General features: G+C 39.7%; 11 protein-coding genes. 8 read left to right on the top strand and 3 right to left on the bottom strand.

Annotation, left to right across the window (positions count from 1 at the left end; genetic code table 11):
- Positions 1–160: 160 nt before the first annotated feature.
- Positions 161–727 carry a PhnA domain-containing protein gene (locus H5122_RS15420; protein WP_007586451.1) on the bottom strand — a complete coding sequence of 189 codons (567 nt, stop codon included), beginning with the start codon at positions 725–727 and terminating at the stop codon, positions 161–163.
- A 78-nt stretch (positions 728–805) separates the two neighbouring features.
- Positions 806–1555, bottom strand: a complete 750-nt coding sequence (locus tag H5122_RS15425) for an ABC transporter substrate-binding protein (protein WP_182675632.1) — start codon at positions 1553–1555, stop codon at positions 806–808.
- A gap of 149 nt (positions 1556–1704) precedes the next feature.
- Between H5122_RS15425 and H5122_RS15430 the strand changes: the two genes are divergently transcribed.
- From H5122_RS15430 to H5122_RS15460, 7 genes are all read left to right on the top strand, one after another.
- Positions 1705–2970 (top strand): EAL domain-containing protein, encoded by a 1266-nt coding sequence (locus tag H5122_RS15430; protein WP_182671455.1) that lies wholly within the window; start codon positions 1705–1707, stop codon positions 2968–2970.
- Between the two features lie 2 nt (positions 2971–2972).
- Positions 2973–3587, top strand: coding sequence for a paraquat-inducible protein A (locus H5122_RS15435; protein ID WP_182671454.1), 615 nt, complete (start codon positions 2973–2975; stop codon positions 3585–3587).
- A 94-nt stretch (positions 3588–3681) separates the two neighbouring features.
- Positions 3682–4044 carry a hypothetical protein gene (locus tag H5122_RS15440; RefSeq protein WP_223231679.1) on the top strand — a complete coding sequence of 121 codons (363 nt, stop codon included), beginning with the start codon at positions 3682–3684 and terminating at the stop codon, positions 4042–4044.
- Between the two features lie 112 nt (positions 4045–4156).
- Positions 4157–5533, top strand: a complete 1377-nt coding sequence (locus tag H5122_RS15445) for a TolC family protein (protein WP_182682580.1) — start codon at positions 4157–4159, stop codon at positions 5531–5533.
- Positions 5523–7103, top strand: coding sequence for an efflux RND transporter periplasmic adaptor subunit (locus H5122_RS15450; RefSeq protein WP_182682579.1), 1581 nt, complete (start codon positions 5523–5525; stop codon positions 7101–7103). Before H5122_RS15445 ends, H5122_RS15450 begins: the two co-directional genes overlap by 11 nt.
- 8 nt (positions 7104–7111) lie before the next feature.
- Positions 7112–10231, top strand: coding sequence for an efflux RND transporter permease subunit (locus H5122_RS15455; protein WP_182682578.1), 3120 nt, complete (start codon positions 7112–7114; stop codon positions 10229–10231).
- A gap of 200 nt (positions 10232–10431) precedes the next feature.
- Complete coding sequence (locus tag H5122_RS15460) at positions 10432–10887, top strand: hypothetical protein (RefSeq protein ID WP_002957844.1); 456 nt, start codon at positions 10432–10434, stop codon at positions 10885–10887.
- A 137-nt stretch (positions 10888–11024) separates the two neighbouring features.
- Here the strand turns inward: H5122_RS15460 and H5122_RS15465 are convergent, their stop codons facing one another.
- A complete protein-coding gene (locus tag H5122_RS15465; RefSeq protein WP_182682577.1) occupies positions 11025–11531 on the bottom strand; it encodes a glycine cleavage system protein R in 507 nt (168 codons plus the stop codon).
- A 380-nt stretch (positions 11532–11911) separates the two neighbouring features.
- Here H5122_RS15465 and H5122_RS15470 point away from each other — a divergent pair, with 380 nt between their 5' ends.
- Entirely contained in the window at positions 11912–14146 is a 2235-nt protein-coding gene (locus H5122_RS15470; RefSeq protein ID WP_024605596.1) for an ABC transporter permease subunit, read from the top strand.
- Positions 14147–14152: the final 6 nt, after the last annotated feature.

Below are 14152 nucleotides of genomic sequence, written 5' to 3' on the forward strand. Positions count from 1 at the left end.
TCAAGTGTTGCTTGCAGTGCTTGTTCTATATTCACAAAAAAATCCGTAGTTAGTTTCCTAACTACGGATTTTGCATGATCGTTTGGATCGGTCAACCGGTCATTTTCTTAACTGATCGGCATTAGGCGCATTAGCGCCTTTAATAATTAAAAACAAACGATTATTTTTTAACAAACTTAGTTAAAATAACTATGCGCTGGCCGTCAACTCGCCCTTCAATATGTTCAGGGTTGCTGGTTAGGCCAATATTACGAACAGCTGTTCCACGTTTAGCTGTAAGGCTACTACCTTTAACGTCTAAGTCTTTAATTAGGGTAACAGTATCGCCTGCTTGAAGTACTACACCGTTGCTATCTACATGCTTTAAATCGTCATCTTCAGCAAGTGCTTTTTTAGCCCACGTTAGCGTGTCTTCTTCAAGGTAAATCATGTCTAGCGCATCTTGTGCCCAGCCATTATCAGGCGCTAAACGCGAAAGCATTCTGTAAGCTACAACTTGTACTGCAGGAGTTTGGCTCCACATGCTATCGTTTAAACAGTGCCAATGCGTAGGCGTTATTTCGCTGTTATTCTCGATTTGATCTTTACATGTTTGACACGTGTAAATACATTTATCTGAGTGGGTTTCAGTTACCGGTGGTACTTCATAAACAGATAAGTTCTCGGTGGCTGCACACAATTCACATTGATTATTACTACGTTCGATTAAGGCTTTTTCAATACTCATGGGGCTCTTTCTGATTCTGGTCGAGTTAACATTTGCTGCTATTATACTCCAAAACACGAGCTCTGCGCCATTAGTCCCTTAATTTTGTGTGGGTATATTACTCATATACTTATCTTCAATAGTTTTTATATATCCTTGAGCGTGAAGGTTTTTAATTGCTAGGTTTATTTGGGGCAATAATTCTTTATGTTTGCTCAATAAGCGAATTCTTAAAAAACCATGGGAATGCTGTGCGCCAAAGGCAATGTTTATCCCTAACTGCTTTGCCCAATAGAGCGCAGTTAACTTACCTACTAGTGCCGCTTCTACACGGTTTCTTGATAGGGCTGTCATAAGTTCTTTTTCGGATGGAAAGTCAACACGCTCAAAGGTGTTGTCATTAAAGTAATAGTAACCTAGTACCGTTCCTATATTTTTACCCTTCAAGCTATCAGCGCTTTGCCAATGCTGGGCATTTTTAGGCAAGGTAACAATCATTTCTGTGGCATAAATAAGCGGCTCTGAAAAAACATAACGAGGGTCATTTCTCTCACTCTTAGAGAGCCATTCTAATGAAATAACATCAAAATCGATTATTTCATCTTGTAAATATTTGGTAATACGCTTTGTAGGTAGGCCGATATGAGAAGCTGCAATATTGGCATCATCGAGTACTTTTTCAATAATTTCGGGTAATATGCCAGGCTTTTCTGGATCATTTGTATAATATGGATAATGACTCCCTGACGCGCTAACATTATATTTGAGAGGAGTAGGGTTAATGCTGGCATAGCTAAAAAATACAAATAGCAGAGGGCTCAGTACTAATAACCGAATAAAGTTAGTCAAATCTCTACCTTTTATATTAATATTTTATATTAGTGTTGTGTAATTTTAACATTTTTGCAATGACGACTATATTTATCTTATGCGTGTTGCATTAAAGTACACATATTATTGGCTGTTTTGCCATCTTTTATTTATAGGTTTTGAGCCAAGTGAAATTACATAACATACCTGATGAAGTACAAAAAATAACTCAGTTTGTTGCGCGGCAACCTATTTTTGATATAGACCAGAATGTTTTCTCGTACGAATTGCTTTATAGAGACTCAGCCAATAATGCGTTTCCTGCAGGCACTTCTGATGTCCATGCGACAAGCCGCCTATTTTTTAATGCTTTAATGTTGGTTGGTTTAGATAGACTTACCGCACATCATTTAGCTTTTATAAACTTGTCATCAGAAACTATTCTCGATAACTTCCCCAAACTTTTATTGCCAGAAAATAGTGTTATTGAAATAGTGGAGCGCACGGGTAATATTCCTGCGGTGGCTGAGCGTGTGCAAGAACTTAAAAAAGAAGGCTATGTTTTTGCACTTGATGATTACGATGGCGATCCAAAATGGGAGCCACTGTTAGCACATGTTGATTACATAAAAATTGAGATAGATGATCCGGTTATTAAAACCAATATGCGCATTAAAAAAATAAAACGCGCAAATCCACATGCAAAAATAATTGTTGAACGAATAGAGACGCATGAACAATTTAATGTATTAAAATTGGCTGGCTGCGATTTATTTCAAGGGTTCTTTTTTTCTCGCCCAGAAATGATTACGTATAAAGGTGTAGAGCCTTCAAAGCTAACCGTTTTTGATCTATTACGTTTTACAGCAAAAGAAACACTTTGCTTTAAAGAAGTTCATCAACGAGTGGCCAGGGATGTCGCCATAACAGCGAGGGTTTTAAAGCTAGCTAACGCGCGTTCAGGCAAAGCAAATTTAGTCATTACGTCTATTTCACAAGCGGTTATTTATTTAGGTGAGGACACAATAAGACAATTTGTTCGCGTATTAGCAATTAGTGAGTTGGGGGTCGAAAAACCAACCGAATTAACTAAGCTTGCTTTAACGCGGGCTCAATTTATGTCGCTAATATTGGAGCAAAATAATAAAGAGTTGACCGAGCAAGGGTATCTGGTGGGTTTGTTCTCGGTGCTTGATGCTATTTTAGATGCTGAATTAAAAGACATAGTTAAAGAGTTTACTTTAGATGCTGCAATATCTGATGCGTTACTATTAGAGAGCGGCATTTTAGGGAACTGTTTATCGCTTATAAAAGAGTTTGAATTAGATAATATAGATGAAGCTATGGTCCATTTGGCCAACATAAACTCAGAGCTGCATATTGGCGATATATTTAATTTTTTATTGGATGCTGTTTTATACAGTGATGACATTATTGAGGCAATAGCAGAATAAATATGCGTAATTGGTTGTCGGTTATAAGTGTAGTGGTTGCTCTTTGTTTATTGTTTCCTGGTATTACAAAACCAGTATTAACAATAGAGGGCAACATAGATAAATCAAAATTAGCGCAGGCGGGCATTGAAATGCTTGCTGAAGAGGGCGATGGTCGGACTCGTAGCATGCTAATGATGTTCTCAAATATGCTAGGGCTTGATAAGTTAGAGGGCGAGATTAGCGCCTATAACAAAACACAAAGTATTTTAGGCACAGTTAAAGAGCTTGCTAGTAATAATAATTTATTTGTAGCTGCTTTAGTGGGGTTGTTTTCTATTGTTATTCCAAGCTTGAAGCTGCTATTACAATTGCTTTATTGTTGCCTACCTTTGAATGGGTTGAAGCAAAAGCTCGGTCTGGTTATTTGTGCATTAAGTAAGTGGAGCATGGTTGATGTATTTGTTATTGCATTAATAGTGACTTACCTAGCAGGTAACGCTCATGGTAAAAGTGGTGAGCTACTTGTTATGAATGCACAATTTGGTGAGGGCTTTTGGTATTTTAGCGCATATTGTATATTTGCAATTATAGCGAGTAACTTAATTAAAACACCTGATAAACCGCAGTCTACATAATTAAAGTATTTGTGGTTGCCGTTAGGTTATCTTACAATCATTTTAAAATTTATTAAAAGGCATAATGTTGCAACGTTTTTACTCTAGTTTACTCATGATAACTTTACTGATCACTTTTGTGGGTCAGGCAGTTGCGTCTGTAGCTATGGTATGCGAAATGCCACATTTGCCAACGAAAACAGCAACGCATGCCCAAATGCCAATGACACACAGTAGTGATGCAACAGCTGTTGCTAGCATGTCTGAAAATATGATGCAGATGGATTGTTGCGACGACGAAAGTACGCCACAAAATGATTGCAAATGCCCTATCAGTGGCTGCGCTGCTAATTCAATGCTTAGTGTTGATACTTTATTTAGCGTTACTTTACTTGAATCTGAAAAAGTAAATATAAGTGTATTTACTACACAAATTAATATACCTCGTTCACTCTACCGCCCTCCTATGTCTGCTTAATAGCAGGATAGGTGTATGTAAAAATTGCGGTAACCCCGTTTATTGGTAATTCATAAACACCTTTTTTGCTTCCTAATTTAAGAATTTCTTTTATTTTTAGATGGAGCAGGTGATGAACCACGCTGTAAGTATTAAAGCCGTATTATGTAGTGTTGTGTTATTTAGCACAGCTGTTAATGCGCAAAACAATTCAAATAACCTAAATATCGATACGCTAAAGCAAGCCCGCAATGAGCAAACGCTTAGCTTAACGCAAGCGCTTAATTATGCACTAACGCATGAGCCATGGCTAAAAGCGAGTGGCTACCAAGAAGATGCCGCAATAGCGCAAAGTATTGCCGCAGGCACCTTACCCGATCCTGTTTTAACGGTTGGCTTACTTAACTTACCTACTAACGGTTATGCGTTTGATCAAGAAGGGATGACGCAGCTTAAAGTCGATTTGAGCCAAAAGTTTAGCCGTGGGAATAGTTTAGCACTTAAACAAAAGGCATTAGCTCAGTCTGCTCAACAATATCCTTGGCAGCGCGCCGATCGCTTAGCACAAGTAAAAGCAATTGTGATTGAGTCGTGGTTAAACGCGTATCGTGCTCAGCGAAGTATTACTTTAATTGAGCAAGATAAAGGGCTATTTACTCAGCTTATTGAAATTACCGAAGCAAGCTACGCAAGTACCTTAGGTAAAACACGCCAGCAAGATATTATTCGTGCGCAATTAGAGCTCACTCGCCTTGAAGATAAGCTGGTTATGCTTGAGCAGCAATTTGAAAGTGCTAAAAACCGTTTAGCACAGTGGTTACCTATGAATATGCTTATGCAGCCTTTAAATGCCGAATTTACTAAAACCACAGGGCTGGTTGATTTTGCAAACCTTGAATTTGATAAATTAATACAGTTGCTTATGGCGCATCCCGCAATTATTGCGATAGAAAAAACCGTCACCGCAAAGCAAACCGAAGTTGCACTCGCCAAGCAAAGTTACAAACCTCAAATGGGCGTTAATGTGGGTTATGGTTACCGAGATGATACGCCTATGGGGGAGTCGCGAGCTGATTTACTTTCAGTAGGATTTAGCATTGATTTGCCATTGTTTACTGATAACAGACAAGATCAACAGGTTAAATCGGCTATTGCTAGTGCAGAAGCTACTAAAACACAAAAGCTGGTGGCGCTTCAAAAACTCAAAGGCATGTACTTTAAGGAGTTTAGCCAACTCGCTCGTTTGCAAAAACGCGATGCGCTTTATCAAAATACGTTATTACCGCAAATGTCAGAGCAATCTCAAGCAACACTAAATGCTTATACGCGCGACGATGGGGATTTTTCTGACGTGATGCGCGCGCGCATTAGTGAGCTTAACGCCAAAATAGACGCGCTTAATATTCAAGTAGATCAGCATATTATTACCGCTCGCCTTAATTATTATGCAAGTAGCTTAGACCCCCAAGTAATGAGCGATAAAACTGGAGAATTACATAATGAATACTAATTTAAAGTTACTTGTTGCTGCCTTAGTTGGTGCGGGCGCATTTGCGTTAATTGGCGCCTTAGTGATGCAGTTTTTACCTAGCAGCTCGGCGATGCATGAACAGCAAAGTGCTGAAAAACAGCCCTTATATTGGGTAGCCCCTATGGATAGTAATTACAGGCGTGACGCGCCAGGGCTGTCGCCAATGGGAATGGATTTAGTCCCTGTATATGAAAACGATAGCAACGCTCAGGATGGACCAGGTGCAGTAACTATTTCGCCTGCAGTCATTAATAACTTGGGTGTAAGAACTGCCAAAGTAGAGCTTAAAACACTTCACAGCGATATAAATACTGTGGGGTATGTGCAATATAACCAAGACCAACTTATTCACATTCATCCGCGTGTAGAGGGCTGGATTGAAAGCTTGTACGTTAAAGCGCAAGGAGCACAAGTTAAAGCCGGTGAGCCTTTATATACTTTGTATTCACCACAATTGGTGAATGCACAGGAAGAGTTTTTATTGGCGGTTAATCGTAATAATACCGTGTTAATTCGCGCTGCAAAGGCGCGTTTAGAGTCGTTAAATGTATCTGATGGATTTATCGAGCGCTTACAAAAAAATAAAAAGATAATGCAAAATATTACTTTTTACGCAAAGCAAAGTGGTGTGGTAGATGAGCTAACAGTACGAGAAGGCTTTTACGTTAAACCAGGCACATCAATGATGAGTATTGCTCAGCTTGATGAAATTTGGGTAGAGGCAGAAGTATTCGAGCGCCAATCAGAACAAGTGAGCGTTGGTTTACCTGTAACAATGACGCTTGATTACTTAAAAGGTCAAAAGTGGGAAGGTAAGGTTGATTATATTTACCCCGCGCTTGATGCTAAAAACCGAACTTTGCGTGTAAGACTCAGGTTTGAAAATGCAGATCATCGGTTAAAACCAAATATGTTTGCACAAGTGAGCATTCACGCTAAGGCGAGTAAAGCGCAATTTACAGTCCCTAAAGAAGCGGTAATTCGCACGCAGCATCAAAACCGTGTGGTTATTGCATTAGGTGAGGGTCGTTTTAAATCGGTAGAAGTCGAAGTTGGGCAAATTAATAGTAATGAAGCGGTCATTTTGTCAGGTGTAATGACAGGTGACACGGTAGTGACCTCAGCGCAATTTTTAATAGATTCTGAGTCAAGTAAGAGCTCCGACTTTAAACGAATGGAAATGCCTAGTTCTAGCATTAGCTCAGGTATGAGTTCGGATTCTGGTTCAGACTCAAATATGAACATGGATATACAGCCACAAAGCGCCACGGTTAACGGCACTATTAATGCCATAGATACACAAAATCGCATTATTAATATTAGTCGAGAGGCCATTGAAAAATGGAATCGAGAACCCGCCACAATGGACTTTGTATTAGCGCCAGATATTGATATTAGTCAGTTTGAAAATGCCCAGTATATTAATTTTACTTTTAGCATTATTAACGATGAATTTGTAATTACTAAAGCGCAAAACGCAGAGCCGATTGATCATTCTACTATGCAACCTATGCAACCTATGCAACCTATGCAACATAGTTCTCACTAGGAGCCATTATGATAACTGCCATTATTCGCTGGTCTGTTGGCAATCGCTTTTTCGTGTTGTTGCTTACATTAATTTTACTGGGTGGAGGATTGTTTGCACTAAAAAATACGCCCGTGGATGCCTTACCTGACTTATCTGATGTTCAGGTCATTATAAAAACTACTTACCCGGGGCAAGCGCCGCAAGTAGTGCAAGACCAAGTTACATTTCCGCTCACCACTGCAATGCTTTCTGTGCCGGGTGCACAAACTGTAAGGGGTTTTTCGTTTTTTGGTGACTCGTACGTTTACGTTATTTTTGACGAAAAAACTGATTTGTATTGGGCGCGTAGCCGAGTACAAGAATACCTAAGCCAAGCAGCAAACCGATTGCCCGATAGCGCTACGCCAGAGCTTGGCCCTGATGCAACAGGCGTAGGTTGGATTTACTTATACGCACTAATTGATAAAACAAATAAACACGATATTAGTCAGCTACGAAGCTTACAAGATTGGTTTTTAAAGTTTGAGCTACAAACTGTGCCCGGTGTATCTGAAGTGGTTGCTGTTGGTGGCATGGTTAAGCAATACCAAGTCAATGTAGAGCCTGATAAATTACGTGCATATGGTATCCCGCTTAGCCTTATCCAAACGGCGATTCAACAAGGCAACCAAGAGATGGGCGCCTCGGTAGTTGAAATGGCTGAAGCTGAATACATGGTAACAAGCACAGGCTACATTGAAAGTGTTGCCGACCTAGAAGCTATTCCGCTTGGTGTAAACGCTAATGGTACTGCGCTGCAATTGCGTGATGTAGCCGATATTAGAGTCGGGCCGCAAATGCGCCGTGGTATTGCAGAGCTTAATGGCGAAGGCGAAGTAACCGGCGGCATCGTTATTATGCGCTATGGCGAAAATGCACAAAAAACCATTGAGCTGGTAAAAGCAAAATTAGAATCGCTTAAAAAGGGATTGCCAGAGGGCGTTGAAATAGTCCCTGTGTACGATCGCTCCAACTTAATAAATAACGCGGTAGATAATCTAACAAGTAAGCTAATTGAAGAGCTGATTGTAGTTGCTTTAGTGTGTGTGGTGTTTTTGTTTCATGTGCGCTCATCATTGGTGGCAATTATTACGTTACCGCTTGGCATTTTAACGGCATTTATAATTATGTATTGGCAGGGGATTAACGCCAATATTATGTCTTTAGGGGGAATTGCAATAGCGATAGGCGCAATGACCGACGGCGCTATCGTCATGATTGAAAATATGCACAAACATATGGAAAAAACGCCACTTACCAACGAAAACCGCTGGGAAGTTGTGGCTAAATCGGCGAGTGAAGTGGGTCCTGCATTATTTTTTAGTTTATTAATTATTACCGTCAGCTTTATGCCGGTATTTATTTTAGAAGCGCAAGAAGGACGTATGTTTGCGCCACTGGCTTACACTAAAACCTATGCTATGGCGGCGTCTGCTGGGCTTGCGATTACCTTAGTGCCGGTATTAATGGGTTACTTTATTAGAGGTCAAGTTATTTCGGAGCAAAAAAATCCAGTTAACCGATCACTCGTCGCAGCGTATCGCCCACTACTTAACTGGGTGCTTAAATTTCCAAAAATGACATTGGTATTCGCGGTGGTTGTTTCTGTTATTGGCTTTTACCCGGTAAACAAAATAGGCAGTGAATTTATTCCGCCACTTGATGAGGGCGACTTAATGTATATGCCCACAACGTATCCTGGTTTATCGGTAGGTAAAGCGCGCGAAATACTACAGCAAACCGACAAGCTAATTGCCACAGTACCCGAGGTTAAAACAGTATTTGGTAAAGTTGGGCGAGCAGAAACTGCAACAGATCCTGCGCCGCTTACAATGATAGAGACGTTTATTCAGTTAAAACCAAAAGATGAATGGCGCGATGGTATGACCCTTGAAAAACTTAAAAAAGAACTCGACGGTTTGGTTAAGTTTCCGGGGTTGACGAATGCGTGGGTAATGCCAATTAAAACACGTATTGATATGCTCGCAACCGGTATTAAAACTCCCGTGGGCATTAAAGTTGCGGGACCAAAGTTGAGTGAAATTCAAAAAATTGGTCAACAAATAGAAGTGCTTTTAAAAGATCTACAAGGCACCGCATCGGTTTATTCAGAGCGAGTAGCTGGTGGGCGTTATATAAAAGTAGATATAAATCGTGAAAAAGCGGCGCGTTATAGCTTAAACATTAGCGACGTACAGCAAGTTGTATCTACTGCAATAGGTGGTACAAACGTAACTCAAACCGTTGAAGGGCAAGAGCGCTACCCTGTTAATTTACGTTATCCGCAAGCATACAGAGACTCGCCAGAAGAGCTAATGTTGTTACCCATTGTAACGCCTACAGGGCAGCGTATAGCACTTGGTGATGTAGCTGATGTATTTATTGAAGATGGACCGCCTGGTATAAAAAGCGAAAATGCACGTTTAAACGGTTGGAGTTTTATTGATATAGATGACGTTGATATTGGTACTTACGTTGAGCACGCTCAGCAAGTGCTCGATAAGGACCTAATACTACCTGCTGGCTACTCAATTACGTGGGCTGGGCAGTATGAATACATGCAGCGCGCTAAAGACAAACTGACTTATGTATTACCACTTACATTAGCGATTATTATTGTGTTGCTTTATCTTAATTTTAGAAGCTTTGCTGAGGTCACTATTATTATGGCTACGTTGCCACTGGCAATGATTGGTGGCGTATGGCTAATGTATTTAGAGGGCTTTAACTTTTCAGTTGCAGTGGGTGTAGGTTTTATTGCCTTAGCTGGGGTAGCGGTAGAAATTGGGGTCATTATGTTGGTGTATTTAAACCAGGCCTATCAAGAAAAATGCATCGAAGCAGAGCAGGCAGATAAGCCACTTAGTTTAGTGCAATTACAGCAAGCTATTACTGAAGGTGCAGGGCTTCGAGTACGCCCGGTTATGATGACTGTCGCGACAATTATTATTGGCTTGCTACCTGTGCTGTATGGCACAGGCACCGGAAGCGAAGTAATGAGTCGAATAGCTGCACCTATGGTTGGCGGTATGGGCAGTGCAATTGTACTCACCTTACTTGTTATTCCTGCGGTTTACCTACTGTGGCGCAAACAAGGACTCAAATAATATAAAGCAACAAGACGATAGAGCAGTGCGGTTACTACCCACGCATTGCTCTATAAAAATTACCTATAATTTGTAAGTTATTCTATTAAATTGCTAACTAATATCCATTTTGAAATTAACCTTCTGTTTTTAAATGGTTTTTTAATTGGCACGCTTTACGCAGTGTAGTACCTATACAGTCAACTAAGTAAGGAATGCACATGCAAGTTAAAACAATTAAAGAGGTATACGATTGGACCGTTTTGTTTCATACGCAAATGGCGGCTAATTTTCATAGCGTAAAGGATTTACTCGATGAACATAATGCAATGCTGGTGGACTACTACCTAAATTACGAAAAAAAACTCGCTGAAGATTTAGTCGGGTTTAAAGCGATAACCGAAATAAATACGCTTGATACGTACTGTTATGAATACTTTGCTAAAAATCCTGAGCTAATTACTTTCGAAGACATTAGTAAAGACCAGCAATTTGATGAGAAAGTTATTCAAGCTTATTTATCAGAGCAGCATCAAAAGGTAATTGAATTATACGAATACTTACTTGAGCGCGCTGAAACTCAAAGTGGCCAAGAAAAGCTGCAACAAATACTAGAGCTGGAAAAGCAAGGTATAAAGCAAATGATGCAAAGTACGAATCGTCATATGGATATGTAGCTTTATAAGATAACTATTTAAAATAAGCCGATGCTTGCATCGGCTTATTTTATGTCTGCGTTAAATAACCCGCAGAGGGCTTTGATAAACTGGCTAAAATAATATGCGTGTCAACGTGTGGCACGCACCTAGGGATGTCAAACTTCTTCTGTATCTACAATTAAATCACTTGTTATTGATTCCAATGCTTCAATGACTTCATCTTTATTCATACCATTGGGTAAAGTAACGGTAGCCACAGCACTAAAAATAGGCACCCCCCAATTAGGCGCACTTTGCTGCCTTGAATTTAAATGAGTAATGTTAGCGCCTTTGTGGCGTATTACACTCGCCAACTCTTGAACAATACCTGGGCGATCGTTACCTGTAATAACCAGATTGATTTGTTCTAATGTTGATGGTTCAATTTCTGTGTTTCCGGTTTCAATTCGAACGTCTAACTTAGGTAACTTATTTAAAGCGCTTTGTAATGATTGAAAGTGTTGCTCAGCAACTTCAAGTTGAATAATACCTGCAAAATGACCTAATAAATGGCTTAAGTTACTGCTTAGCCAGTTGCCATGATTTTGTAACACGACGGATGAGATACTCTCTACTAAACCTGGGCGATCTTGCCCTAAAATAGTTATAACCAACTGCTTCATAAATAATTCTCTTTTTAAGCCCAAAGAAAGTAAATGCATAGGCATTAAGTGTATTGTCTAATCTAAATTGTGTTGTTGTACTTTTTATAAAACGTTGATTTTAAAGTAATAAAAATAAATGTGGTTGTGTTGACTATACGCGGTATTAATAGTCATTCTTTTTTTAGTAAGTACTCTTTTAGTATTGACCTCGATAAATGCTTTGTCCAATTATTTTATAATTTAGTTCACTTAAAAATCATCTATATGAGACTTATTTAGCGATTTTCTTTGCTAGTTTTATTTAAAACCGTTTTAACGTGCTTATTATTACTGCTGTAACATTACTGTCATCTTGATGAAATATAATTTATACAACGTTAAGATTTAAGGGTGTTTTGATGACTTCAAATCCGAATAAACCGACTTTTAATACGGATCGAAGCCGTCTATTTAAAGATCGGTTTGCCAAATTTGGTATAACCGCAGGTGGGATAATGGTATTGGTAGCACTGCTATTAATATTCTTTTACCTTCTTTATGTAGTACAGCCAATTTTTGAATCAGCAAAAGTAGAAAAACGCGATAGCTTTCAGGTCGCTAATTCGCAGCAAATAGCAGGCCTAGGTGTAGAAGAGCAAACTGAAGTTGCTTATTTACTCAGTCAGCAAGGGCAGGTTGATTTTTACAGTGTGCAAGATGGCAGCTTTGGTAAAAAGCTTAAAACATTAAACGCCGAGCTACCAAGTGATGCAACAAGCTTTGCAACTAGCGCGCCTTTTCAAGGGCATTATGCGTTTGGTTTAAAAGATGGCACTGTAATGGTCGTAGCACCTAAATTTTTGGTCACCTTTCCTAATAACGAGCGTAAATTAACGCCTCGTTTAGACTTTCCTCTTGGGGAAATGGCTCTGGAAGTAGATGAACAAGGCTCAGCTATTAAACGCTTTGCATTTAGCCACTATGAAGACAGAACAGCCGTTGTCGCACTTACAGAAGACAAACGGGTGCTGTTTAGCAGTTTTGTTGCTGAAGAGAATATGTTTACTGGCGAAGTTGAGTGGGTTGTTGAGCGCACAGAGCTAGACGTTGAAGGGCGTGTAGATGAGCTATTAATGTCTCCAGATACAACCCGTACTTTTGTACGTTCTGCTAATCAAGTTTACGTATACGATACACGTGACCCAAGTGATGTAGAGCAAATTCAGTTACTTTCAGCTAACGAAGAAAATGCCAATATTGTATCTGCACAATTACTAGCAGGTGCAAACTCATTAATGCTTGCCAATGATAACGGCGAAGTTTCGCAGTGGTTTGAAGTTAACACTGACACTGGCCGCGAATATCAAAAAATACGTTCATTTGAAACGACTAAGCAAAGTAAATTAAATGTATTTACAGAGTTCTACCGTCGTACTTTTTTTACGACCAGCAGTAACGGTGAGCTTGGGGTGTACTACACAACAAGCGAAGCAAAATTATGGCAAGGTAAAGTAAGTGAAGGCGCAATACAAAACTTTGCAATTTCACCGCGTTCAAATGCTGCATTAATTTTGGCGGATAACAAACTAACAGTATTAGAAATACATAACGAGCATCCAGAAGTCACTTGGTCAGCGCTTTGGCAAGAAGTGTGGTACGAAGGTTACCCAGAGCCAGGTTATATATGGCAGTCAACATCAGCCAGTGATGACTTTGAATCTAAGTTTTCATTAGTGCCAATTTCGTTTGGTACATTAAAAGCAGCCCTTTATGCGATGTTATTTGCAGTGCCTATTGCGCTTTCGGCGGCAATTTACACGGCATACTTTATGTCGAGTAAATTACGTAAGGTAGTTAAGCCTACTGTTGAAATAATGGAAGCATTACCAACCGTTATTTTAGGTTTTTTAGCCGGTCTTTGGTTAGCTCCTTTGATAGAAGAGCACTTACCTGCAATTGTTGGGTTACTCATATTATTACCTTTAGGTATGTTAGCGACAGGTTTAGCTTGGACTAAATTACCAACCAAAATCCGTCATCGAATTCCTGAAGGATCTCATTCAATTATCCTTATTCCGGTCGTTTTACTTATTGGCTGGTTTTCGTTTGCGATGAGTGAATTTGTTGAGCTTTGGATGTTTGACGGCAATGTACGTCAGTACTTAACAAATGAGCTGGGTATGACATTCGATCAACGTAACTCGCTTGTTGTAGGTATTGCGATGGGGTTTGCAGTTATTCCAACTATATTCTCAATTGCAGAAGACGCCGTATTTAGTGTTCCAAAGCATTTATCAAATGGCTCATTAGCATTAGGTGCAACGCAGTGGCAAACACTAATACGTGTTGTATTACTAACAGCAAGCCCTGGTATTTTCTCTGCGGTAATGATGGGACTTGGCCGAGCCGTTGGCGAAACCATGATTGTACTTATGGCAACGGGTAATACACCTATTATGGATTGGAGCATCTTCCAAGGTATGCGTACGCTTGCAGCAAATATTGCAGTTGAAATGCCTGAGTCAGAAGTAGGTAGTTCGCATTACAGAATATTGTTCTTAGCGGCCTTTGTACTATTCATATTCACATTCATTTTTAACACAGTCGCTGAGTTTGTTCGCCAGCAACTGCGTGAAAAATATAGCTCAATGTAAGCGGAG

The sequence above is a fragment of the Pseudoalteromonas sp. SG43-8 genome, assembly GCF_014164245.1.
Taxonomy (GTDB): Bacteria; Pseudomonadota; Gammaproteobacteria; order Enterobacterales; family Alteromonadaceae; genus Pseudoalteromonas; species Pseudoalteromonas distincta.